Below are 23,101 nucleotides of genomic sequence, written 5' to 3'. Positions count from 1 at the left end.
TACAGCCCGTGCACCCTTCCGCACGGAGCAACGATGATGGTCAATCCGCTCGCCCAGGCCCATCGCGGCCTCGGCACCACGCTGTTCAGCCTGTTGAATCCGATACCCTTCGGCTTCTTCGTCGGGGCGCTGATCTTCGACGCGATCTATCTCAACAGCGCCGAGGTGATGTGGGGCAAGGCCGCCGCCTGGCTGATCACCTTCGGCCTGCTGATCGCCATCATTCCGCGCCTGATCAACCTGTTCGCGGTCTGGCGCCGCAACGGCACCGCTACCCGCATCGACCGCATCGACTTCTTCCTCAACCTGGTGGCGGTGGTGCTGGCCATCTGGAACGCCTTCGTACACAGCCGCGATGCCTATGCCGTCGCGGTGCCGGGCACGATCCTGTCGGCGCTGACCGTGGCCCTGATCGCCCTGGGCCTGATCCTGCTGTCACTGCAGGCGCCGGTGCTGCAGGGAGGTCGTCATGGCTAAGCACATCCTGCCCATCGTGGGCGCCCTGGCGCTGGCCGTGATGCTGTCGGCCTGTGCCGGCAAGGCCGAATACCATCCGGCCGACCAGTCGGGCCCGCAGCCGCCGCTGCCCAAGCCGGCCAACTTCCTGATGCCGCCGATGCAGGTGCCCAAGGGCGTCGGCTGGGCCGAGGGGCAGTCACCCACGGTGGCCGACGGACTGAAGATCGAACGCATCGCGGCCAACCTGCAGCATCCGCGCCGCCTGCTCACCCTGCCCAATGGCGATGTGCTGGTGGTGGAAGGCAACGGCCCCGGGGAAGAACCGGTCACCACGCCCAAGCAGTGGATCGCCGGCAAGGTGAAGGCGCGCTCGGGCAAGGCGGGCAAGGGCGGCAACCGGGTCACCCTGCTGCGCCGTGCGCCTGGCACTTCCACGTGGACCCAGCACGTGTACATCGAGGGCCTGCATTCGCCGTTCGGCATCCAGCTGATCGGCGACACGCTGTACGTGGCCAACACCGGCAACATCATGCAGTACCACTACGTGCCCGGCGAAACCCGCATGTCCGACAAGGGCCGCGAGTTCACCGACCTGCCCAGCACCATCAACCACCACTGGACCAAGGAACTGCTGGCCAGCCGCGATGGCCGCAAGCTGTACGTGGGCGTGGGCTCCAACAGCAACATCACCGAGAACGGCCTGGCCGTCGAATACCGCCGCGCGGTGGTGCTGGAAGTGGACGTGGCCACCCGTGGTAGCCGCATCTACGCCTCGGGCATCCGCAATCCGACCGGGCTGGATTGGGAGCCGAGCACCGGCCAGCTGTGGGCGGTCGCGAACGAGCGCGATGAGATCGGTGCCGACCTGGTGCCGGATTACCTCACCTCGGTGAAGGAGGATGGCTTCTACGGTTGGCCTTACAGCTACTACGGCCAGCACGTGGACGAGCGCGTGCAGCCGCAGCGGCCGGACCTGGTGGCCAAGGCGATCGTGCCGGACTACGCCATCGGCTCGCACGTGGCACCGCTGGGCCTGCTGTTCTACACCGGCCAGGCACTGCCGGCGCAGTACCACGGCGGCGCCTTCATCGGCGAACACGGCAGCTGGGACCGCTCGCCGTTGAGCGGCTACGAAGTGGTCTACGTGCCGTTCAAGGACGGCAAGCCGACCGGGCGGCCGCAGACCGTGGTCAGCGGCTTCGCCTCGAAGGACGAGAAGACCCTGATGGGCGCACCGGTGGGCATGGCCATGGACGCTGAGGGTGCATTGCTGGTGGCCGACGACGTGGGCGACGTGGTGTGGCGGGTGTCTGCGAAATAGCTGTGTAGCGTCGAGCCACGCTCGACTGCGTTGGATCTGGCGTTTGTAGAGCCGAGCCCATGCTCGGCTCTACACTTCCGACGGCGCCACGCGCAGCCCGCTGAACACGGACTCGGCAGCGAACCCCACGCCACCCAGCAGCACGCCGAAATACACCACCGTGGCCACCACGAAACCGTAACCGGCGGCCACCGCCGCGCCATCGCGCTGGATGAAGCCAATCGCAAACGACATCAGCGCCAGCGCCGGCAAGGTATTGCTGAACGGAATCGGCCCGGCCGGCGCCATCAGCAGCAGGGTCGCGAACACCAGCATCAGGTTGTTCAGGCGCATCATCTTCTTCGAGCGCACCATCACCGCCAGCCGCATCGGCCGCGACAGCCGCTCCATGCGGTGCACCCATTTCAGCGCACGGCCCAGGTTGGCCTTCAGCTTGTCGGTGGCGATCTCGCGGCGCGCCAGCTTCTGCGGCACCCACAGCGGTCGGTTGCGCACCCGGCTCAGGCCGATCAGCAGGATCGAGGCGCCAAACACCGTACTCAACCCGGGAATCGACACCGGAATGATGAAGATGGCCGAGAGCAGGATGACGATCAGCAGCAGGCCTTCATCGCCCAGCGCGCTGAGCAGGGTGCCGACGCTCACCTGGTCGCCGGGCAGCTCGTCGATCATCTGCTCGATCTGCTGGGCCAGGGGCGCGCTGTCATTGGTTTCGGGGGCACGGTAGGTCATGCGTCGCAAGGTTCTCCAGGGAAGGGCGGTCAATGGGCCGTCCTGCGGTGGGGGACGCACAGGCCCCCGCAGTATCCCGGCCAACGTAGGCAAAGAGGTGAACCGGGCATGAGGGGTTAAACTGGCGTGCCCCGCACGAGTTGAACGCAATGGACATGGGCCGCAGGCAATCGACCATCGAACTGGTCGCCATCGACATGGATGGCACCCTGCTGGACCCCACCCACACGCTTACCGCCCGGGCCAAGCGGGCCATCGCGCAGGCGCGCGCGCTGGGCGTGCACATCGTGCTGACCAGTGGCCGCCCGGTTCCCGGCCTGGCGCCGTTCCTGCACGAGCTGGGCATCACCGGCGACGATGATTACTGCATCGCCTGCAATGGCGGCCTGGTGCAGCGCATCGGCACGCGCGAAACCGTGGTCGAGTATCCGCTCAGCTTCGACGACTTCCTGTTCTGCGAGCAGGTGGCCCGCGACCTTGGCGTGCACTTCCAGGCACTGGACAGCCAGCGCATGTATACGCCCAACCAGGACATCAGCTACTACACCGTGGCCGACTCGCATCTCTCGCGGATGCCGCTGTCCTATCGCCGCGTGGCCGACATGGACCCGTCGATGTCCTTCATCAAGCTGATGATGATCGACGCACCCGACGTGCTGGATGCCGCCATCGCGCGCCTGCCCGCCGAGCTGACCGAGCGCTTCGCGGTGCTGAAGAGCGCACCGTTCTTCCTGGAAGTGTTCGATCATCGCGCCGGCAAGGGACCGAGCCTGCAGAAGCTGGCCGAACACCTGGGCATCGACCGCGCCAACGTGATGGCCATCGGCGACCAGGAGAACGACCTGACCATGCTGCAATACGCCGGTACCAGCGTGGCGATGGGCAATGCCATCGACGCGGTGAAGGCGGTGGCGCGGTTCGAAACCACCAGCAATGCCGATAACGGCGTGGCGCGCGCGATCGAGCGTTTCGTCCTGCAGTAACCGCGCGTCCCTATGCCCTGGTAGGTGCCAACCTCATCCGCCCCGGTGGGTGCCAACCTTGGTTGGCACACAAGCGCCGACCAAGGTCGGCCTCCACCATGCCGGGGCTATACCCACGTATAGCCCACCCATCCCCACCGCCATTGGCGCTGTACCACGGCGCAATGGCGAATGCGGCAGTGCGATGCAAGAATTTCGCACGTCGAAATCACGCCACCGAATCCCACGGCAGATGATCGCCTTCGTCTGCTGACCAGCGCGCACCGCGCCGTCACTCCCCCAACGCAATCGCATCGCCAGCCAGGGCGCCGACACCGGTGCTGCAACGCGCTGGGCGTGCGCCTGCGCCGCTCTCTCCCTGCACCTGGATTTACTGCCATGAACACCCCACCCACGACGCGCCTCGCCCTGGCCATCATCACGGCCATCGCCGCACCTGCGTACGCCGCAGACACGCACGACGCCGCGCTCGACACGCCCACCACGCTCAACGCCTTGCAGGTCATCGCCACACCGCGCGGTGCGGCCGTGGCACCGACCCAGGTGGTCGGCCCCAACCGATACATCATCAAGGCCGAAGACCTCGACGCGATGGTCACCGGCAACAACGGCCTGGCCATGCTCAAGCAGGTGCCGGGCGCCAGCTACACCGCCACCGACGGGCTGGGCCTGGATATCTCCGCCACCAGCCTGTTCGTGCGCGGCTTCCGCATGAATGAAATGGGCATCACCTTCGAGGGCGTGCCACTGAATGACAACGGCTTCCTCTCGCTCACCGGCACCAGCGTGGTGAACGTGGGCGTGCCCGATGGCATCGGCGCGATCACGGTCAGCCCCGGTGGGGCACCGGTCAGTGTGTTCTCCAGCAGCGTCAACGGCGGCAGCCTGGAATACCGCCTGCGCGGGCTGCAGGACACCCCCAGCCTGCGCGTGAAGCAGGGCGTGGGCAGCAACAGCACGTTGGTCACCACCGTATCCGGGCAGAGCGGCCAGCTCGGTGAGCATGGCCCGAAGGTGCTGGTCGACCTGCAGCGCGTGTCCGCCGACAAGTACCAGGGCGAGGGCACCCAGAACTTCCTGCGCGGCGACCTGAAGCTGCAGCAGGACGTCGCCTGGGGCGACTTCACCGTGTTCCTGTCCGACAGCAAGGCCAAGGTCTGGGGCTACAACAACATTTCCTTCGACATGATCCGCAAGCTGGGCTGGAAGGCCGACATCTTCTATCCCGATTACGCGTGGGCCTGGTACGTGGCCTCGCCGGAGAACGCAGACAAATCCTGCGGCGCCTACACCTGCGGTGAGCTGTCCGAACTGATTCCGTACGACACCGGCCAGACCACCCGCGACCGCGTGTCCTCGATCAACCATCGCTTCCAGATCACCCCGGCCCTGAGCGGCAACGTGCAGCTGTACAACGCCAACAGCCATACGCAGGCCACGCTGACCGACCCGACCGTACCGTCGCCCAACGGCGCGCCATTCTCCGAACAGGTGCAGACGCCGCGCCTCAACCGGCTGGGTGGCATGCTCAACCTGCAGTTCGAGACCGGCGCGCACACCTTCACTGCTGGCGTCTGGCAGGAGAAGAGCAAGGCCGCGGCCAAGACCGAGTGGTACCAGCAGCCGCTGCTGGGCGAGGGCCCGCCGCTGAAGGCCACCGGTCCGTTCGATGTGTATGGCCCCGCATTCAAGACTGACAATGCATCGAGCTGGGTGACCCGCTCGCGCCAGTTCTACCTGCAGGACGACATCGTGTTGAACGACACGCTGAAGCTGGGCGTTGGCTTCAAGGCCGTCGACTTCCGCACCAGCGGTGGCGGCCTGGGGGATGCCAAGGACCGGCCGGTGAACGGCACGCTGCGGGCCAAGAGCAACTTCCTGCCGCATGTCTCGCTGTTCTGGAGCCCGACCGAATCCACCGACGCCTTCATCGACCTGGCCAACACCATGAATGGCTATCGCGTGGCCCAGCGCGGCAACATCGGCTACACCGCCTCGGCGTGGACCATCACCGACCAGGAAGAGTTCGACCGCGTGGCCGGCACGCTGCGCCCGGAGAAGAACTGGAACCTGACTGTGGGCGCATCGCATCGCTTCGACCGGCTGACGATCACCGGCGACGTGTTCTACAACGACATCCGCAACCGTCTGCTGTCGGCCGCCATCGGCACCCAGTTCGCGCAGATCAACACCGCGCGGCTGATGCCGAAGATGCACGTGATCGGTGCTGACCTCGGCATCACCGCCGACCTGACCGACCACCTGCAGTTCTACCAGGGCGTGGCCGTGGCCCGTTCGTACTACGACAGTGATTTTGTGGTGGGGGACACGGTGTACCCGATCAAGGGCAACGCCCAGCCGGGCTACCCGCAGATCTCGCTGGTGAGTGATCTTTCCGCGCACTTCGGTGACTGGCGCTTCGGTGCCACCAGCACCTCCTACCTGCGCCAGCCCTTCACCTACGAGAACGACATCCGCGTGCCGACCTTCTGGCAGGTCAACACCTATGCCGCCTATCGCTTCGGTGCGGACAGCGCCGTGCCCGGCCTGGAGCTGCGGCTGGACGTGAGCAACCTGTTCAACCGCCACAACATCGGCACCGCCACCATCGCCGGCTCGTCGTTCTCGGGGGACTACCAGACACTGCAGCGCAGCGCGCCCCGGCAGCTGATGTTCAGCACCTCGATGGCGTTCTGAGGCAAGGAGTGGCGGGGTCAGAGCCCTTTGCTGCGCAAAGGGATCCGACCCCGCAGCCATCCCGTGATCGGGGTCAGATCCCTTTGCGCAGCAAAGGGCTCTGACCCCCAAAACCCGCCTACAAACCTGCCTTGCGCAAACAACAGGGGTTTTCTGGCAGCGACGCAAGGTTCCCACAATGTTGCTGGGTCATGCTGTTGGCATGGCACAGCACAACCCGCGAACCCCGCTGTTCGGCATCCGGGGCCCAGGACGGCCCCGGCAGGCGCTGTCCGTGGCGCCTGCAATCGACCTGCGGGCCGAGTACCAGTTCTGGCAGGTCTACGAACGCGTGGTCCGCCCGCTGCCCGGTGGTGGGCTGCCGCACGCGTGGCTGGTCTGCCAGAAGGTGTATCGCGACCGTTGGCAGCACCCGGACGACAGCGACGAGGCGGCGTTGTCGCGGGTGTTGTTTGGCGGGAACATGACGGCTGGCCGGGCGTCGGAGCTGGCGGAGCTCCACGCGCTGGTCAGCCGTCGGGTGGCGTTGCTGGCGAAGCGGGGGCGGGTGGATTCCGCGGCGTGATGCCTGCCCTTGGTAGGGTCGACTGTTAGTCGACCGCTCTTCGCATCTACCTCGCAGAAGGCCGCGCTTCGCGCGCGAGTCGACCAACGGTCGACTCCACCAATAGCCAACCCGACCGGCATTTCTAAGGCTTTCCCCGATCCAACTGCCGGTACCCGATCGCCTCAGCCAGATGCGCCGTCTGGATCACCTCGCAACCCGCCAGATCTGCAATCGTGCGCGCCACCCGCAGAATCCGGTGCATCGCCCGTGCGGACAGCTGCAGCCGCTCGATGGCCTGCTCCAACAGATCCTGATCGGCCTCGCTCAGTCTCGTACAGACACGCAGCGCCGCCGGCGGCAGATGGGCATTCAGCCCGCCACGCACCTGCTGCCGGGCATGGGCGGCTTCCACTCGTGCACGTACCGCAGCACTGGGCTCACCCAGCGGCGTGCTCTCCCGCAGCTCCACCGCGTCCATGCGCCCCACGCTGATATGCAGATCGATACGGTCCAGCAACGGGCCGGACACCCGCGCGCGATAGCGGTTGATGCGTTCGTCACTGCACAGGCAGCGGTTGCTGCGGTCACCGGCCCAGCCACACGGGCAGGGATTCATCGCGGCCACCAGCTGGAAGCGCGCGGGATACTGCACGCTGCGCGCCGCGCGGGCGATGCGGATGTGGCCGGATTCCAGTGGCTCGCGCAGGGTTTCCAACGCACTTCGATTCCACTCTGGAAGCTCATCGAGGAAAAGGACACCGTGATGGGCCAGGGAGATCTCGCCGGGGCAGGGCGGATTGCCGCCACCCACCAGCGCCGCCGCACTCGCACTGTGGTGGGGAGAACGGAACGGCCTTTGCCGCCAGCGTCGTGGGTCCAGCCCTTCACCACTCACCGAGGCAATCGCGGCCAGCTGCAACGCCTCGGCCTCCTCGGTGTCCGGCAGCAGGCTGGGCAGGCGTGACGCCAACAGCGTCTTGCCGCAGCCAGGGCTGCCGATCAGCAATAGATGGTGCCCACCCGCAGCAGCGACCTCCAACGCGCGCCGTGCATGCGCCTGCCCGCGCACGTCGGCCAGATCGGGCAGCGGCAACGGCGTCGTGTCCACACGCTTTACTGGCGGCAGCAGGCGTGGGTTCCCCAACCCAGCACAGCACTCCAGCAACGTACGCGCTACCCGCACATCGGCATGCTCGGCCAGCGCAGCCTCGGCGGCATTGCCCGGCGGCACCACCAGGATGCGCCCGGCGTCAGCCGCCGCAATGGCCGCCGGCAGCGCGCCAGCCACCGGGCGCAGCTCGCCGGTCAGGCCCAACTCGCCCAGGAATTCGTACTGCAGCAGCGACTGCGGATCGACCTGGCCGCTGGCCGCCAGAATGCCCAGCGCGATAGCCAAGTCGTATCGCCCACCTTCCTTGGGCAGGTCGGCGGGCGCGAGGTTCAACGTGATGCGCCGCTGCGGAAAGTCGAAGCGTGCACAGAGCAGGGCGGCACGCACGCGCTCGCGGGATTCGCGCACGCTGGTCTCGGCCAGGCCGACAATCTGGGTGGCAGGCAGGCCGCCAGAGAGGTGCACTTCCACCCGCACCAGCGGGGCATCGACCCCGGCGCGGGCACGGCTGTGGACGAGCGCCAGGCTCATATATGGTTTCCTGCGGAGGGACGCTTGATGGTGCGGCAGGTGTTCTGTGGGGGTTATCGGGAATCGCTGGTGAAGCGGCTAGGGGAATTCCGGCGGATAGGTGGAGCGTGTCTTCTTCTGCGGAAACGAGCCTCTGCTATCGAGTAAAGGATGGTCTCCAGCTGGCCGTGCTACTCAAACTGGAGGGCGTCGGCATTGGCCTGGCGGCGGTATGGGGCCAAGCAGATACCACTGCTCATCAGGCACTGACCATTGAAGCGCCCAATCCGTGCCTCTGCCCATGGCGGCTCCGCACTTTCCCCCGGCAACCACCGCGGGCCCTGATCCCGCCAACGCCCGCTCCAGCAGGATCCGGCTCGGGACTTCCTTCAAGGCCAAAGCACTTCGTGGTTGGGCGTGGACGAAATACCGCGATTCTCTGCTCCTGGCCGGCAGCGGAAGTTCAATAGATAGCCGACCAAAGTTAGAGCCAACCCGCTGCGGATTTTTCGGGCAACGTGTCGGACATCTGCCCCGACGCTGCAAGGAGCTTCCCTGCGGCGGATACGACCCGGAAACTGTCCTCGCAGGGTCGAATCCCACAAGCGGAGAGTGGCGCCTCTGATGCGGCCAACTGTGCTGAGACCCCCACTTGACAGGGTTTTCAACTGACCCCAAGCTCATCGCGGGGACGCGCACAATGGAAGTTGCGCAGGGGATTTTATGTCAGAGGGAGACGCGGCACTTTCGGTGCCGGGGGTAGCGCGCGCGCAGGATCAACAGGATCTGGCGTTGCGTGGTCTGGTGCTGCTTGCCCAATTTCATGGCATTGCGGCCGACACCAGTCAGCTGGCACACGACGCTGGACTGGGCAATGCCCCCATGGACGAAACGACCCTGGTCTTGGCGGCGCGCAAGCTGGGCTTCAAGGCGCGGATGGTGTCGACGCCCTGCGCGCGCTTGGCGTTGGCCAACCTGCCTGCGCTTGCGCTTGGTGAGGACGGTGATGCGTTCATCATCGCCCGCATCAATGGCGATCAGGTGCTGATCCACGATCTGGCCCAGAAGCGCCCGTTGAGCGCGATCTTGCCGCGCAGCGCAATCGCGTGCAGGAGATCCGGTCGGCCCAGCGGGCTGCCGAAGAAGAACTGAGGGTGCTGGTGGCCGACTTCCGCCAACAGACCCTGGACGGATTGCGTGAGGCGCAGGAGCAGATCGGGCAGATGGCGCCTGAAGTATCGCGAACAGGGCAGCGCGACCACCAGATGACCCTGCGGGCGCCTGTCGATGGAACTGTGCAGCAGCTGGTCGTGCATACAGTGGGTGGTGTGGTTACTCCGGCGCAGCCCCTCTTGGCCGTCGTCCCCAGCGAGGAATCACTGGAGGTCGAAGCTACCATCCTCAACAAGGATATCGGCTTTGTGCGCACCGGCCAGGCGGTAACCGTGAAGGTGGATAGCTTCCCGTATACCCGCTACGGCTACCTGACAGGGAAAGTAGTGAGCGTCTCTCACGATGCCATGCAGGACGAGAACCTCGGCCTGGTCTTCCCGGTACGGGTGAAACTCGACAAGGCCACCCTGCAGATCGATGGGGTGCGCGTGCGCATGACCGCAGGCATGAGCCTGAGCGCCGAGATCAAGACCGGGAAACGGCGGGTCATCGACTACCTGCTGAGCCCGTTGCGCCAACACGCGGGAGAGGCGATGCGCGAGCGCTGATCCACGCCAGGCACCCAAGACGGGTGGCCACACCACATACCAAATGAGGTCATTCGTGCGAAGACTGCGCTTCCTCCTGCTTCCGCTTCTGGCAGTCCTGACTGCATGTCAGGGTCCTCCCCCTCAGCGTCCCGTGCACGTGATGCTCCGTCCCTACCTGCTGCGACCCGGTGTCGACCCGGCGGGTGACAACGCGGTGGTCGTGAATCTGTATCGCGACAACGGCCGCGTCAAAGATGGGCCAGGCAGAGCGGCGGGGACGCCATGGACGTCCATCCGCCTGCTGATACGCATCGGTACCACTTTGCCCGCGTCAATGTCGCTTCGCGACGATGACCGTGTCATGGATGAAGGCGACGGTTTCGAGCGTCTGGTTCCAAAGAGCTGGGCGCCTGAACGCGGCATTCTTCGCTTCGAAGGGCCGTGCGCGCATCAAGTGCTGGCGACGCAACGGTCCGGTGACAGCACGGACAAAGGCACCTACTTGGCTGAAATGCAGATGGATGGCATGTATCTACAGTACCTCTACGGCGCGCAATCCCACGCTGACCACCTCCGCTTCGCCGCCTGGGTCTACAACTGGTATGCCGGGCATGCCTGCCCTCCTTCGGAACCTGCCGCTGGGAGCCCGCCCGAACCCGGCACACACTGACCCCAGACGCCACATCCTCTCTCCACGCGCTGCAGGTGCGGCGGGTGGTCCTCGCCTGATCCATCACGCCTTCACTCCATTCACTCTTCACTGCAGCTGTATCAAGGAAGAACATGTCCGGCATTCTCAATCTTGATTCGTCCCAGTGCGCCACGCCTCAGAACTACCGAAACTCAGGCCAGCATGCCGAGGCCTATCGCCACCTGAGAGACCTTGCCCATACCCAGGCACGGGGGTTGGATGCAGCTACCGCTGCAGAACTCAACAAGATGGCGAACTGGTTCAATGCCGCAGGCAAGATCAACGCCAACGATGAATGAGTTCATCCGTGCGGATGCTGCGCCTCCTCCTGCTTCTGCTTCTGACAGCCCTTGCCGCATGCCAGGACCCTCCACCTCAGCGCCCAGTGAATCTGATGCTCCGTCCCTACCTGCTGCGGCCCGGCGTTGACCCGGCTGGTAGCAACGCCGTGGTGGTGCATCTGTCCCGCGACGACGGCCGAGTAAATGAGGGGCCGGATAGAGCAGCGGGAACGCCATGGACGTCCATCCGCTTGATAGTGAGCGTCGGCGCCACGCTGCCTGCCTCAATGTCACTTCGAGGCGATGAGCGCGTCACTGATGAAGGCGATGGATTCCAGCGACTGGAACGCGACAGCGGGTCCCAGATGCACAGCATGCTTCGCTTCATGGGTCCCTGCGGACACGAGGTGCTTGCCACCGCATGGTCGAACGACTCGCCGAGCAGGGGTATCTACCGTGCAGAAATGCAGATGGATGGATTGTACCTGCAGTACTCCTATGGCGCGGAGAGCCACGCCGACCATCTGCGCTTCGCGGCTTGGGCATATGCCTGGTACATGGGGGAGCCTTGCTCGCAGCCGACGCAGGACACCGAGAGGGTGTCCTGCAGCAGAACGCGCATCGCGCCTGGCGGGCATACCCCCCTGATGCATTTGCAGTGCACATCGTAATGTCGGGAGTACCCGGGGAATGTACAGATTCACGGCCGAAGTCGTTTCCATAGAGGAAGATGATTGCTGCATCGTAGTTGGCTTGGCCGACAGCTCAACGAATCCCTCTCGTTACGTGATACTGCAGAACGCGAAGGCGTATGACGATCAGGACGAAGAGCTGGGCATGGCGCACGCCCATATCGAGGTCGGTGGAGGTCTTGAGCCTTGCTATGGCGGTCTGGTGCATATCTCTCTGCGGCGGATGGAGCTTGAGCTGTCTCTCTCCGAAGGTGCACAGAGGAAGCTTGGGATCACTGGTGGGATTGCAGTCACACTGAAAACGTTGGACAACGGCAGCAAGCTGGAGGCCGCGTTGCGGAAAATCTGTGTTGCGGAGGGTATTCCGCTTGATCTGAACTCGTCTGGACGGGATTGAGTTCATGCTGTGCCGCACTGCCTGCGAGAGGCGGGCTGAGCGGGGACAAGAGGCAGCAGGTCCGGACAGGCGAATGTGTTCCGGCTCATTTTCGAAGCCGGGGGAGTGGTATGAAAGCTGACGAATTTGTATCCGCTATCCAGCGCTATGTGCTTGAATCATCCGTGGGTAGTACGATCTCGAACCTGGCGTATCCACCGGGCCGTCGGGTGGCCCCAGACCTGTTGGCACGGTCCGAATGGTTCAACAGCTTGTCCGCTGTAGAAGCCGACATGTTGCGAGCCGTTGCCGGTGAAGCTGCCCGTTCGGCGGTCTTCGGGTTTCTGGCGGTGCTTGATGGCACCCGTGTCATCGATTCAGAGAAAGGCACCTTCGAGCTTCACCATGTGGGTCGCGAGAAGCGCCTGGTGAATCCGTCTGGCATCGATCTACACGACCTGCTCGAATAGGTGCGGGATGCGCGCGCAGCACTGACATGGAGCGGGGGACTGATGAAAATGAACTTCGTGGCGGACTGCGACTGGGAGTCGCATGTTGGCAGGATAAAAAGTCATTACGTAGAGCGCTCCGCCACATTCGAGTCCAGGAGCTACGGGAACGAAGTGGCTTCTGTGGCATTGCTTTTCGTGTGTCGAGATCCCGAGCTGGATTTCAAGCGAAGAGTGCAGTTTCGACGAAAGAAGGCGGAGTTCTATACCGATGTGATGCTTGACCTGCCGACCATCGTTCCGCTCTCGATGAAGGAGAAAATGCGGTATGTCTCCCGCGAATTGCTTGAGCAGTTGGCGGAGCAACTGGGCAGGGTGAAGTTCAAGGACTTCGACCATGCAAGGTTTCTGATGGATCTGAAGGTATGGCTGGAGGACATCGATAGCCGTTACAACGGCCAATCGTCGGGTGCATGGCACTATGCCTCGGGCGAGGCGTCCTAGTCGCTCCGGAAGTCGCCGATGCTCACTTGCTGGTCAATTTTCTCAACGGAATGAGGGATCCATTGCAGCGCTATCTTTGTGATCTGGATGTAACAGGCAATCTCTCGGTGGGCCGCGATGTCGAGCAGCTGCTCCCCGATCGATATGAGTTGGATCAGCGTGTGATTCGCTTTGTCTCCATTGAGCAGGCCAATCTGAACGCCTGGAGGGTTCGTCTTTGCGAAGTATTTGACAATGGAGCGCCTGGCTTCATCGATGTGTACGAGTTCGAGGCGGTGGATCCGGATCATCCCTTCGGTACCGAGTGGACGTTTGATTCGGTTGACGGCGCCTTGAGGTTCGCGCGGGACGTGCTGAGGACCAGTCAGGGGCGCTATGTGAACCAAGGACTGATTCAAGACGAGTACAAGGACCGCTATCATCCGGAATGGTGATACGCCTCTGGAACGAGTGGGCTATCCGCACATGAGTCAAGAATGCTCTGTGATCATTCTTTCAGATGGATGGACGAAGTTGTCATGAAGACACGCAGACTCATCTGGATTGCGCTGGGTATGTTGCCTGCAGCAGCAGGCTTCCCCGCAGGGAATCCACGCGTAGACTTTGTATCGAAAGCCTTCCGCGATGGAAGATTCATCCCGCATGTCTACAGCGAGAGGGATGTCCTGCGCCGCTATGGTGATGGCGAGATGGTCGTGGACGCGGCAGGGCTGATACGGCGTAGATACCTGGATCCCACTACCCGATTGGAGGTGCTGATCACCTCCAACCCTGACGTGGCTCCGCAGTTCCGAACCATTGATGAGATCCGCGTTTCATCGATCAGCGCGGCGCAACCCACTGCAGGTAGAACCGAGAGCCTGCGCGGCATGAAGCTGAAAGGCGTTGCGATGGGTGATCCGGCGTCCGAGGCCATCGGCACAGCACGCAGATATGGCCAGGGGAAGACAGAGCAGGCAACGCTGGGGGGCTTCGATGTCGAGCGCACCTGTGGGTTCTCGGAAGGTGGATCGAGCATTTGCTTCTACGTTCGGGATGGGAAAGTGGTTGCGATGGCGCTGGGGTTTGGCCCCTGACCAGTTGCTGTGCCGCATGCGGTGCAGGCACAGCGCAACCGTGAGCGTCAGCCTACGAGGGCACTTCAGCGCTGAGGTAATTGGTGGAAGCGGCCTGGCGGTTGGCTGGCGCCCCAAGCAGACACCGCTGCTCATCCAGCACCAACCCATTGAAGCGCCCAAACCGTGCCTCAACCCACGAAGGCCCCGCGCTTTCCACCAGCAATCGCCCCTGGCTCTGGTGCAGATCCAGCCAACGCTCGAAGCTGATGCGCAGCCGTTCGATATCCGGCGCCCGCCACCGTGCATCGGCGGGCATGCGGATCAGCACGCGCGAGGGCGCGTTCTCCACCTCCATAACCAGCACGCCCTTGCAGCGGATCTCGAAGGACATTACCCCGGCATAGCGCGCGTGCAGTTCAAAACCCTCGTGGGCCTTCGCGGTCACGAAGCCGAGTGCATCACTGTGCAGCAGGCGGTAATCGGCCGGCCGTAGCTTCTGGTAGGCCCAGACCTGATCGCCCGCTGGCTCGGGCCACTCCACCCACATCGCGCCGATCACCGCGATGCACACCACCGCAGCGGCAAGGCCGTGCATCTTCATTCGTCACCCCGCACACAGGCAGAAAGGTCCGCGCCATAAGCGCGCTCAGTCCTTGGGTCGCATCCGCTCGTGGATGAAGGCAGTCAGCGCGAGATCGGCCATCACCAGCCCCTCCATCACCCGGTCGCCCACGTACTGCTCCGGCTCGCCGTTCTGGCGCGTGCGCTCGGCCGCCAGCAGGATCTCCTGCACGATGCGTTGGCCGGTGAGTGCGCAGTCGGCGTCGGACAACTGCATCTGCCGGCTGCGTAGATGGTGCCGCTCGGGCCAGGGCTGGCCGTCGGCCGCAGCGCCCGCGCCGATGGCGTGCAGGATGGCGATGAGGCTGTTGGGGTCCAAGGCTGGCGCGGCCGAGGGCACTTGCTGGATGGGCGGCGGGGGCGGGGAGTGCGGTGTGGTCATGGCAGGCTCCGTGCATGCAGGCGGACGCCGCCACCGATAAAGGTGGCGGGCAGAGCGTGGCTCGAAAACCGGATGTTGGGAACCGGCGGGTACAAGACCCCCACGCCCCGCCCGCCATAGCCGGCAGACGGATTGCCAGCCGGCACCACGCGCGGTGGTGCCGGCTGGCAAGCGCAAACTACTTCCCAACAAAACGGGCTTTCGAGTCCCGACCACCGATGCACGGTGGCGCAGTAACGATTACCTGCTGTTGTTCGGAATGCCAACGGGTAGGGGTCAATGCCGCCAAAACCCGAGACGCTTTTGGCATTGTCGCATAGGGGCCGTGCTTCCACAGGCCTTGGGGCGAAAGGCTTCCGGAGCCTATACCGCCGCGTCACCCGTTTTTCCGGAAGGAGAATTCTGGGCGTGGCATATGCGACATGACTGGTCTGGTTGCGGGTTGGCTTGTTGGCCGAACCTGGCCGTCCTGGTATCGCGCTGTATCAACCGGGCAGGTCCGCGATGCGGTGCCGTGCAGAGAGGCGTAGGGTCATTCCATCAGGGAGGTTTCATGAGAAGCATCTCAATGCTCCTGCTCGCGCTTGCGCTTGCCAGCCCGACGGCAGTGGCCGCGGATGGAGCCTCGGCACAAGCTCTGCTCAAGCGCATCGCCAGCGATGGGGGACGCAAGGTTCTCTGGGACCTATGGGAGCACGAGCGGCAGTTTGATCAGGTCGTCTCTGGCATCGAGTCAGGCGATCCCTCGTGGCTCAAAGTCGCAGTTGCTCTCAAGCCGTTCTCCGATGCGGGCGCCTCGCCCTCCATCAACTACGCGGTCGCCCGTGCACTGCCCAACGCACCCGAGCGGGTGCTGGCACTGACCACGCATGGATTCAATGTCGAAGAGGTCTGCACATCGCCCTTCATCGAGCCGGCCCCGGGCGTCGCCGACGCATACGAACGACGTGCTCTTGCAGCGCCTGCAAGGATGAAGGGGACCGCGCTCGCGCCGGTCGCGGCAGCGTGTGCCGTGCAGGTCCGGCTTCCGGATGGGGCCTGATCATCTGCACGGAGGGGGGATCTGGGGCGATGCAGGGAATGAAGACTCTCCGCCGTCAGTTGATCTACGTCCAAGTGCGCCGGGACCACCTTGTTGTGCGCGTCGTCATCGCCGCATAACGCGCGAGGTGCGGAGGCCCCTCGGGGTGATCAGTGCGTTCGGGCCTTGGCCCTAGGAAAAGCCCTACAGCTCATTGCGGGGTTTACTGACCTGTGCGTATCGAAATCTCAGTGCAGAATCGGCGGCGCTGCATGAACGGATTGTTCATTTTCGCCAGGGGAACGCTATGGGATCCAGGTGGTTGCGGTTCGCGCCAGTATTGCTGTGCGTTGTTGCTTCGTCTGTTGCTGCCCAGCAGCTTGTGCAACCGGAATCGGAGTACGCGAACAAGGTTGGCAAGGCACAACAGATGGGGCGCCTTGACGAGAAGACCTTCGGCGAGAACATCTCACTGTTCAATGGTCAGCTCAGCTTTTCGGTAACCGATATCGCGATCCCAGGAAATGCCGGGCCTCCAGTGGAACTGGTCCGGAAGCGCTCGATAAGCGAGCGCTATCTCTATCAGGACAGCAAACCTGGCGATCTTGCCGGCTTCTACGATTGGGACATCGATATCCCGCATCTTGAGGGCGTGTTCAGCGCCCGTGGGTGGGTGGTTGGACCCGACAACGACGCCTCGCGCTTTCAAAGGTGTTCCCAGCAGAAAAAGCCCTACATCGGCGACGGCATGGGCAGCTTTCCGGAAGCCGCATTCTGGAATGGATATGGATTGAATCTCCCCGGCGATGGGACATCGCAGATGCTGGTGGCTTCTGCCGGCGTGCCAATGCCTGCTGATGGGCTGACGTATGCATGGGTTACGACGGGTAATGTACGGATCCGTTGTCTGCCACAGACGCAGAATGGAGTCCCTGGCGAGGCCTTTCTTGCATTGGCGCCGGATGGGACCAAGTATTACCTGAACTGGGTGGTCACCCGGGAAATGCCGTTGTTCAGCTATAGGGACAATCCGCTGGCGCCGACCCGCGTTCTTTCGCGCAGCCATGTGTTCTTTCTGGCGACTCGGGTTGAAGATCGCTTCGGCAACTGGGTCAACTATGGCTACTCAGGCGACAAGCTCACCTCGATCAGCAGCAGTGATGGGCGATCGATAAGCATTGCCTACAACGGCGAACGAATCTCCAGTGCTTCGGCAAATGGTCGCACGTGGACCTATCAGTACCGCGAGCCAGGTGCCCTTGGATCGCGCATCGACGGTGGCTTGGCGGCGGTGGTGCAGCCTGATGGCACCCGCTGGACCTACACGGTTACAGGCACCCTCAGGCCGCCCACGTTTGGTCCTACACAAGAAGGGTCGGAATGTGATCCGCGAATGGGAACCGTGTACGGACCCTACAGTTACACCGTAGGTCACCCATCAGGTGCCACCGCAGCCTACTCGCTTGCCTATCGCTACTTTTACCGGGCGACCGACATAAGCCCCTGCTCGTCGCCGGAACAGATTCCCTATACAGGAGTCTGGAGCCTGCAGCAGCGCACAATCAGCGGTGCCGGCCTGCCTACGATGACGACGTCCTACTCCATCCAGGACGGATTCTCCGCCGGCGGTCGATGGACGACGATTACCCAGCCGGACAGCAGCGTCGTGAGCTATCGCTTCGGGGTACGGCCGCGCATCGATGAAGGAAAGATTCTGGAAACGCGCACCGCCAGCGCTGCAGGAGCCACGCTGGAGGGTGTGACCTACCAATACCTGGCCAAGGAAGACGCCGCAGGGCAGTTCATTCCTCTGGTGGGGCAGTCGCTGAGCATCATGATGCCCGCGGAGGGCCTCATCCAGCCGCAGAAGCTGGCAGTAACCCTTCGCGAGGGAACGTCCTACACCGAACGGGTAGATCGCTTCGACACATTTGCAAGGCCGGTGGAAACCTATAGTGGCAGCGATGTCGGTGTATCCAAGGACCGGACTACGTTCCATGATGATCTCTCTTCCTGGACATTGGGACAGAAGGCGCGTGTCGTCGATATCGACAGCGGGATCGAGCAAAGCCGGACTGAGTACAATGCCCAGTCGCTTCCACAAACGACCTGGCTGTTTGGCAAGCTGAAACAGACGCTTGCGTACGACGCATTGGGCAACGTGGTGCAGGCGAAGGATGGCAACGGCAACATCACGCAGATGCAGGACTACAAGCGGGGTACTCCCCGCCGCGTTGTCTATGCGGATGGCACCAGCATCTCTGCCACGGTAGACGACAATGGCTGGTTGCTGAGCAAGACCGACGAAACAGCAGCAACGACGGTATTTGCCTACGATGCGATGGGACGCGTGAGCCTGATCCGCTATCCGTCGGATGACACAGTTGGCTGGAACGATACCGTCATCAATCACCAACGTACTGCCGGTACTGAGCGAGGCTTGGCCGCTGGCCATTGGCGAGAAGTCGAGGCAACAGGGAATGCGCGTCGGATCACCTATCGGGATGCACTCCTGCGTCCAGTGCTGAGGGAGGAGTACGACGCGACAAATCGAAGTTCCACGCTGAGGCAGGTGATAAACGCGTACGACCACGCTGGAAGAACCACCTTCCAGTCCAATCCTGGCCGCTATCGTCTTGGGGAGCCGTGATGAGCATCCTGATGAATTCGGCGCTCACTGAGCGACTGGGCTGGATTCGTGCCATGGCAGTAATGGTTCTGGTTCTGGCGGCCAGCTCCGCTGCGTATGCCCAGGCATGGGTGAAGCTGACCGGCCCCGCGCAGACGGTGTATACCGCGCCCGCGACCGTCAGCATGACGGTCGGGTATGGCAGCACCAACGGCGGGCCAAAATCGGAGTACATCGACAACGTACGCCTGACACAGAACGGAGTTCTGCTCAGCAATTTCGCCAACGGAACCTACACCGTTCACGGACTCCCACCTGGTACGTACCAGTACATGCTGACCGCCCAGGGCATCCGCAATCTCAACGGTGAGGAAATTGTCCGGTCGTTGCAGAGCGGCCCGGTGGTCATCACGGTCAATCCACCGCCGGCACCGGTAGATTCCGCTGAGAAGGTTGCTGTATCGCTCAATACAAATCGGGTGGTCGCGGGACAACCGTTCGTCGCAACTGTGACCATGAGGAACACCGGTGAAACCACCTGGTCACCGGGGGGAGGCTATGCGCTGAGCATGCCGGACAACGGACTGGTCTACTGGAGCGCAGCGAGCTCAGCCGTTCCCGCGGTCATACCTCCAGGTGAGAGCACCACTTTCAACGTCACGCTCACACCCAGCACAGGGGCTGCCAACGGAGGCTGGTATGGCGTGACTTTCCAGATGCAGCGAACCGGAAGCTGGTTTGGTCTGAGCACAGGCCAGATTGGCTTCTTTGTGTGGCAGCCGGTGAACAGCGCCGAGTTTCAGAGTCAGAGCGTTGCGCCTGCAATGAAAACGGGTAGCACCCAGACGGCGGTCGTCAGGATGAAGAACACCGGCGACACGGTGTGGCAACCGGGTACCCATTGGCTGGGGGCGCAGAACCCGACCGATTCCACCCAATGGGGAGGGGCGCGTACCGCGCTTCCACGGGCCGTAGCGCCAGGGGAAGTTGTGGATATCGCTGTCCCGCTGCAGGCGCCAGCGACGCCAGGAAACTACAACTTCCAGCGGCAGATGTGGGCGGATGGCAAAGGATGGTTTGGCCCTGCGACGTCGAATGTAGTGATCAGTGTGACGGCGCCGGTAAACAATGCGCGTACGGAGGAAGGAGGAGGCATCCCAATTGAAGTGCAGGCAGGGAGCACTGTCCAGATGCGTCTTCGCTTTCGAAACACTGGCGAGACGACCTGGAGTAGTGGTGCAGGCTACAGCCTTGCAACGGAAAGCCCTTCGGACAATACCGTCTGGGGCGCAGCGCGAATCCCCCTGCCGCATGATGTTCCACCGAACGGAATCGTCGAGTTCCTGTTCTCCATAACCGCACCATCCACGGCAGGCCAGTACCCTCTCCAGTGGAGGATGAATCAGGAGGGCGTGGGACGCTTCGGAGACGCTACCGCCAGCACAAACACTCGCGTGGTGCTGCCACCATTGAAGGGTGTCTGGACCGAATACGATGCCCTGGGACGGGTGACATCGATTTCAAAGGATACTGACGCGGGACTCGCAACGACCGTTGTGGCCTACGAGCCCGGAAATCGGAGAGCGACGACCGATCCTCGGGGAGCTACTACGAGATTCCAGTATCAGGCTTTCGGTTCCCCTATCCAGTCGGATGTGATCGCAATCAGTGCGCCCGAGGGGCAGTTCACTGATATCCCCCGCGACAGATATGGGCGCCCGACTGCCATCGTGCGCAGGGATGCTACTGGCAGCATCCAGTTGCGCAGAACTCTGGTTTACGGCGAGGGCGGAAGCCTGTGCAAGTCGATCGAACCGGAGTCTGGCAGCACAGTGATGGGATATGACGGCGGCGACAATACCATCTGGACAGCGAGCGGCTTGGACCTTCCGGATCCGGGCAACTGCGATATAGCTGCCGCCCATGGCTCGCCTCGTCGCGTCGATCTGACTTATGACGCTCGCAATCGAGTGTCTACGCTCTCCTTCCCGGATGGCAATGGCAATCAGATCTGGACCTATGCCGCAGATGGGTTGCCTGCGCGCATCTCTACGGCGAATGATGGAGGAGCCAATCACACTATCAATGCCTACAGCTACAACAAGCGCAGACTGCTGATTGGAGAGTCAAGTTCACAGGAGGGATGGTACACATGGGGACTTGGCTATTCCTACGATGCCAACGGCTCGCGTAGCGGGATCCAGTATCCCAGTGGCCTGTATGTGGCCTTGGCGCCTGATGCTCTTGGCCGGGCAACCCGGGTTGGAGACTACGTGCTTGGCGCGTCCCATCACCCGGCAGGTGTTGCAAGCCGCTTCACGTATGGTAATGGCATCAGGTTCGAGCAGGACCTGAACGTCCGGGGGCTCCCGGCACGCCTCAGTGCGCTTCCGAATGTCAGTACTCTGAACTACGACTACGATCTGAATGGAAACGTTGTCACGATTGCCGAAATCGGACAAGGCAGCCGCAGCCGCACGATGATGTATGACGGTTTGGATCGTCTCACCCAGGCCACCTCCGCCGCCTTTGGGGGTGGTGGTGTTGTTCGTTTCACGTATGACGTCCTGGACAATATGCAGAGCGCAAAGCTTGCAGGTCGCAAGGATCATTCTTACTACTATGACCAGCACAATCGCTTGACCAACGTCAGATCCAGTGCGGGTGCGACAACGATGGGGCTGTCCTACGATGTGCAAGGCAACCTGTCGATGCGGAACGGGCAGAGCTTTGTCTTCGACATAGGCAATCGAATGAGACAGGCGCCGGGCCCTGAGACGTATCGCTACGATGCGCTGGGTCGGCGCGTGCTGGCATGGTTGCAGGGGAGCGGTTCCATTCACTCGATGTACGACAGGGAAGGAAGGCTCCGTCGCCAGCAGAGCGAGCGTGATGGGATATCCAGAGAGTACCTCTACCTGGGAGAGCTGCTGGTCGCGACATTGGAGACTGGAAGTGATGGCGTGACCCGGCCCAAGTACCAGCATCTCGATGCGCTGGGATCGCCCGTTGCGGTCACAGACACGGCCGCAGCCGTAGTCCAGAGAAGCGTTTACGATCCTTATGGGGAATTGCTGGACCGCCCTCTTTCTGATGGCGTCGGCTATGCTGGCCATGTGAGCGACAGCACTAATGGTCTGTCCTACATGCAGCAGCGCTACTATGATCCGCAGGTGGGCCGGTTCCTGTCAGTGGATCCAATCGCCGTCCATAGAACTCCAGCGGGATCCTTCAATCGTTACTGGTACGCCGACAACAATCCTTACCGATATGTTGATCCTGATGGCCGTTCCAGCATGAATCTGTTCGGCGACCACGATCCGGCGGGGTTGAGAAGGGCTGCAGACGCGGTAGATTCCCGCTCAATGTTTACGCTCACCGCTCATGCAAATCCAGATCTGGTACAGGACCAGCGCAACTCGATGCGCTACACGGACTTTAAGTCGTCGGAGTCCCTTGATCGTGCTCGAAGTGACTTCGGCTTGAAACGTGGGCAAACCGTATTTATGGCTGCGTGTCATTTAGGCGTGGCCCCAATAGGATTGAACAAGTCAATTGGCCAGCTATGGGCCGATCTGAACGATTCCACCGTCTATGCGCCGAGTGGTTTTGTCATGTATCCCACAAACTACTCAGGGGGCCCTGTTACCCTGCGTGTTAACATGCAGCAAGACGGCAAGGGCGCGCCAGGTGTCTGGAATCGATTGACTCCAGGCGGTACGGGAAGTTCAGGCCCAGCCATCAAGACGATTCGATTCAATGCAAACGGCTCGACGACCATAACGTTTGCTGGATCACAGACTGGAAGTAGGCTTCCTCTTACTCAGACCATCGGAAAACCAAAATGACAAGCCTCAAGGCTTCGTTGTCAACTTGGCTGATGTTGCTTCTTTCGGCATGTGGAAATTCCGGCGGAACCTCTTCCGAGAAAGCCGCAGGCGATGTGATCGCAGGGAGCAGAAGCGAAAGCTACGGCCCCGAATCCGCAGCACAGATGGAAGCCAAGGCCCGCTCTGGCGATGGGCACGCTCAGGCGTTGGTGGAAAATCACTACCGCGAGATGGGCGATGCAGCCCTCTACAGGCAATGGATGGAGGAGGGGGTTTCGAGAGGAGATCCTGCGGCGATGCAGCGCCTCGCTTCCCATCTCATTTCCTTGGGGGGAAGCGAGAATTGCCGCCGGGCTGAGGTGATGCTGGTGCGCGCGCGCGGGCTTGTGACGGACGACGACGCGTCGTTCCTTGGAGCGCTCGACTCCACGATGCGACGGCTGAAGGGCGAGCTACCGGGTAGCACGCCCTGCAAGTAACGGCCGCGGGGAAGCGCTGATCTTC

General features: G+C 62.6%; 21 protein-coding genes and 1 pseudogene. 18 read left to right on the top strand and 4 right to left on the bottom strand.

Annotated elements, in window-relative coordinates; genetic code table 11:
• Positions 1–36 precede the first annotated feature (36 nt).
• Together B9Y82_RS17425 and B9Y82_RS17420 are read left to right on the top strand one after the other, a co-directional pair.
• Entirely contained in the window at positions 37–477 is a 441-nt protein-coding gene (locus B9Y82_RS17425; protein WP_100475270.1) for a DUF2231 domain-containing protein, read from the top strand.
• Positions 470–1,780, top strand: coding sequence for a PQQ-dependent sugar dehydrogenase (locus tag B9Y82_RS17420; RefSeq protein ID WP_100474365.1), 1,311 nt, complete (start codon positions 470–472; stop codon positions 1,778–1,780). Before B9Y82_RS17425 ends, B9Y82_RS17420 begins: the two co-directional genes overlap by 8 nt.
• A gap of 69 nt (positions 1,781–1,849) precedes the next feature.
• Here the strand turns inward: B9Y82_RS17420 and B9Y82_RS17415 are convergent, their stop codons facing one another.
• Entirely contained in the window at positions 1,850–2,512 is a 663-nt protein-coding gene (locus tag B9Y82_RS17415) for an exopolysaccharide biosynthesis protein (RefSeq protein WP_100474362.1), read from the bottom strand.
• 149 nt (positions 2,513–2,661) lie between these two features.
• Between B9Y82_RS17415 and yidA the strand changes: the two genes are divergently transcribed.
• From yidA to B9Y82_RS17400, 3 genes are all read left to right on the top strand, one after another.
• A complete protein-coding gene (yidA, locus tag B9Y82_RS17410) occupies positions 2,662–3,495 on the top strand; it encodes a sugar-phosphatase (RefSeq protein ID WP_100474359.1) in 834 nt (277 codons plus the stop codon).
• Positions 3,496–3,873: 378 nt separating this feature from the next.
• Positions 3,874–6,192 carry a TonB-dependent receptor gene (locus tag B9Y82_RS17405; protein WP_100474358.1) on the top strand — a complete coding sequence of 773 codons (2,319 nt, stop codon included), beginning with the start codon at positions 3,874–3,876 and terminating at the stop codon, positions 6,190–6,192.
• Between the two features lie 178 nt (positions 6,193–6,370).
• A complete protein-coding gene (locus B9Y82_RS17400; RefSeq protein ID WP_100474357.1) occupies positions 6,371–6,757 on the top strand; it encodes a hypothetical protein in 387 nt (128 codons plus the stop codon).
• A gap of 124 nt (positions 6,758–6,881) precedes the next feature.
• Here the strand turns inward: B9Y82_RS17400 and B9Y82_RS17395 are convergent, their stop codons facing one another.
• Positions 6,882–8,381, bottom strand: coding sequence for a YifB family Mg chelatase-like AAA ATPase (locus B9Y82_RS17395; RefSeq protein WP_100474355.1), 1,500 nt, complete (start codon positions 8,379–8,381; stop codon positions 6,882–6,884).
• A gap of 702 nt (positions 8,382–9,083) precedes the next feature.
• Here B9Y82_RS17395 and B9Y82_RS17390 point away from each other — a divergent pair.
• From B9Y82_RS17390 to B9Y82_RS17350, 9 genes and pseudogenes are all read left to right on the top strand, one after another.
• Entirely contained in the window at positions 9,084–9,512 is a 429-nt protein-coding gene (locus B9Y82_RS17390) for a cysteine peptidase family C39 domain-containing protein (protein ID WP_100474352.1), read from the top strand.
• A pseudogene (locus tag B9Y82_RS17385) lies at positions 9,437–10,081 on the top strand (HlyD family type I secretion periplasmic adaptor subunit); the annotation flags it as partial. The gene B9Y82_RS17390 and the pseudogene B9Y82_RS17385, both read left to right, overlap by 76 nt.
• A gap of 142 nt (positions 10,082–10,223) precedes the next feature.
• Positions 10,224–10,733 carry a hypothetical protein gene (locus B9Y82_RS17380; RefSeq protein WP_157804663.1) on the top strand — a complete coding sequence of 170 codons (510 nt, stop codon included), beginning with the start codon at positions 10,224–10,226 and terminating at the stop codon, positions 10,731–10,733.
• Positions 10,734–10,846: 113 nt separating this feature from the next.
• On the top strand, positions 10,847–11,053 hold the full coding sequence (locus B9Y82_RS20675) for a hypothetical protein (RefSeq protein ID WP_157804661.1): 207 nt from the start codon (positions 10,847–10,849) through the stop codon (positions 11,051–11,053).
• 672 nt (positions 11,054–11,725) lie between these two features.
• The gene (locus B9Y82_RS17370; protein ID WP_100474339.1) at positions 11,726–12,124 is read left to right on the top strand and encodes an Imm10 family immunity protein; all 399 of its coding nucleotides are present in this window, start codon (positions 11,726–11,728) and stop codon (positions 12,122–12,124) included.
• Positions 12,125–12,234: 110 nt separating this feature from the next.
• A complete protein-coding gene (locus B9Y82_RS17365; RefSeq protein ID WP_134709220.1) occupies positions 12,235–12,573 on the top strand; it encodes a hypothetical protein in 339 nt (112 codons plus the stop codon).
• 42 nt (positions 12,574–12,615) lie between these two features.
• Positions 12,616–13,056 (top strand): hypothetical protein, encoded by a 441-nt coding sequence (locus B9Y82_RS17360; protein ID WP_100474333.1) that lies wholly within the window; start codon positions 12,616–12,618, stop codon positions 13,054–13,056.
• Between the two features lie 26 nt (positions 13,057–13,082).
• Positions 13,083–13,490, top strand: a complete 408-nt coding sequence (locus B9Y82_RS20670; RefSeq protein WP_157804659.1) for a hypothetical protein — start codon at positions 13,083–13,085, stop codon at positions 13,488–13,490.
• Between the two features lie 69 nt (positions 13,491–13,559).
• Complete coding sequence (locus B9Y82_RS17350) at positions 13,560–14,132, top strand: hypothetical protein (RefSeq protein ID WP_100474327.1); 573 nt, start codon at positions 13,560–13,562, stop codon at positions 14,130–14,132.
• 52 nt (positions 14,133–14,184) lie between these two features.
• On the opposite strand, the gene B9Y82_RS17345 is transcribed toward B9Y82_RS17350, so the two are convergent.
• Together B9Y82_RS17345 and B9Y82_RS17340 are read right to left on the bottom strand one after the other, a co-directional pair.
• Positions 14,185–14,715 (bottom strand): cold-shock protein, encoded by a 531-nt coding sequence (locus B9Y82_RS17345; protein ID WP_100474324.1) that lies wholly within the window; start codon positions 14,713–14,715, stop codon positions 14,185–14,187.
• A gap of 45 nt (positions 14,716–14,760) precedes the next feature.
• Positions 14,761–15,117: a hypothetical protein gene (locus tag B9Y82_RS17340; RefSeq protein WP_100474321.1), complete on the bottom strand. Its 357-nt coding sequence runs from the start codon at positions 15,115–15,117 to the stop codon at positions 14,761–14,763.
• A gap of 568 nt (positions 15,118–15,685) precedes the next feature.
• On the opposite strand from B9Y82_RS17340, the gene B9Y82_RS17335 reads away from it, so the two are divergent.
• The 4 genes from B9Y82_RS17335 (at position 15,686) to B9Y82_RS17320 (ending at position 23,076) form a co-directional block, all read left to right on the top strand.
• On the top strand, positions 15,686–16,159 hold the full coding sequence (locus tag B9Y82_RS17335; protein ID WP_100474318.1) for a hypothetical protein: 474 nt from the start codon (positions 15,686–15,688) through the stop codon (positions 16,157–16,159).
• 409 nt (positions 16,160–16,568) lie between these two features.
• Complete coding sequence (locus tag B9Y82_RS17330) at positions 16,569–18,788, top strand: RHS repeat domain-containing protein (protein ID WP_157804657.1); 2,220 nt, start codon at positions 16,569–16,571, stop codon at positions 18,786–18,788.
• Entirely contained in the window at positions 18,788–22,615 is a 3,828-nt protein-coding gene (locus tag B9Y82_RS17325; RefSeq protein WP_100474312.1) for an RHS repeat domain-containing protein, read from the top strand. The genes B9Y82_RS17330 and B9Y82_RS17325 overlap by 1 nt, the downstream gene beginning before the upstream one ends.
• Positions 22,612–23,076 (top strand): hypothetical protein, encoded by a 465-nt coding sequence (locus B9Y82_RS17320; protein WP_157804655.1) that lies wholly within the window; start codon positions 22,612–22,614, stop codon positions 23,074–23,076. The genes B9Y82_RS17325 and B9Y82_RS17320 overlap by 4 nt, the downstream gene beginning before the upstream one ends.
• Positions 23,077–23,101 lie beyond the last annotated feature (25 nt).

Source organism: Stenotrophomonas maltophilia (assembly GCF_002799155.1).
Classification (GTDB): Bacteria; Pseudomonadota; Gammaproteobacteria; order Xanthomonadales; family Xanthomonadaceae; genus Stenotrophomonas; species Stenotrophomonas maltophilia_R.
This window is presented reverse-complemented; position numbering and strand designations above follow the sequence as displayed.

Coding starts and splice junctions, on each gene's coding strand:
- B9Y82_RS17425 (WP_100475270.1), top strand. CDS start 37: ATGGTCAATCCGCTCGCCCAGGCCCATCGCGGCCTCGGCACCACGCTG.
- B9Y82_RS17420 (WP_100474365.1), top strand. CDS start 470: ATGGCTAAGCACATCCTGCCCATCGTGGGCGCCCTGGCGCTGGCCGTG.
- B9Y82_RS17415 (WP_100474362.1), bottom strand. CDS start 2,512: ATGACCTACCGTGCCCCCGAAACCAATGACAGCGCGCCCCTGGCCCAG.
- yidA (WP_100474359.1), top strand. CDS start 2,662: ATGGACATGGGCCGCAGGCAATCGACCATCGAACTGGTCGCCATCGAC.
- B9Y82_RS17405 (WP_100474358.1), top strand. CDS start 3,874: ATGAACACCCCACCCACGACGCGCCTCGCCCTGGCCATCATCACGGCC.
- B9Y82_RS17400 (WP_100474357.1), top strand. CDS start 6,371: ATGTTGCTGGGTCATGCTGTTGGCATGGCACAGCACAACCCGCGAACC.
- B9Y82_RS17395 (WP_100474355.1), bottom strand. CDS start 8,381: ATGAGCCTGGCGCTCGTCCACAGCCGTGCCCGCGCCGGGGTCGATGCC.
- B9Y82_RS17390 (WP_100474352.1), top strand. CDS start 9,084: ATGTCAGAGGGAGACGCGGCACTTTCGGTGCCGGGGGTAGCGCGCGCG.
- B9Y82_RS17380 (WP_157804663.1), top strand. CDS start 10,224: ATGCTCCGTCCCTACCTGCTGCGACCCGGTGTCGACCCGGCGGGTGAC.
- B9Y82_RS20675 (WP_157804661.1), top strand. CDS start 10,847: ATGTCCGGCATTCTCAATCTTGATTCGTCCCAGTGCGCCACGCCTCAG.
- B9Y82_RS17370 (WP_100474339.1), top strand. CDS start 11,726: ATGTACAGATTCACGGCCGAAGTCGTTTCCATAGAGGAAGATGATTGC.
- B9Y82_RS17365 (WP_134709220.1), top strand. CDS start 12,235: ATGAAAGCTGACGAATTTGTATCCGCTATCCAGCGCTATGTGCTTGAA.
- B9Y82_RS17360 (WP_100474333.1), top strand. CDS start 12,616: ATGAAAATGAACTTCGTGGCGGACTGCGACTGGGAGTCGCATGTTGGC.
- B9Y82_RS17350 (WP_100474327.1), top strand. CDS start 13,560: ATGGACGAAGTTGTCATGAAGACACGCAGACTCATCTGGATTGCGCTG.
- B9Y82_RS17345 (WP_100474324.1), bottom strand. CDS start 14,715: ATGAAGATGCACGGCCTTGCCGCTGCGGTGGTGTGCATCGCGGTGATC.
- B9Y82_RS17340 (WP_100474321.1), bottom strand. CDS start 15,117: ATGACCACACCGCACTCCCCGCCCCCGCCGCCCATCCAGCAAGTGCCC.
- B9Y82_RS17335 (WP_100474318.1), top strand. CDS start 15,686: ATGCTCCTGCTCGCGCTTGCGCTTGCCAGCCCGACGGCAGTGGCCGCG.
- B9Y82_RS17330 (WP_157804657.1), top strand. CDS start 16,569: ATGGGGCGCCTTGACGAGAAGACCTTCGGCGAGAACATCTCACTGTTC.
- B9Y82_RS17325 (WP_100474312.1), top strand. CDS start 18,788: ATGAGCATCCTGATGAATTCGGCGCTCACTGAGCGACTGGGCTGGATT.
- B9Y82_RS17320 (WP_157804655.1), top strand. CDS start 22,612: ATGACAAGCCTCAAGGCTTCGTTGTCAACTTGGCTGATGTTGCTTCTT.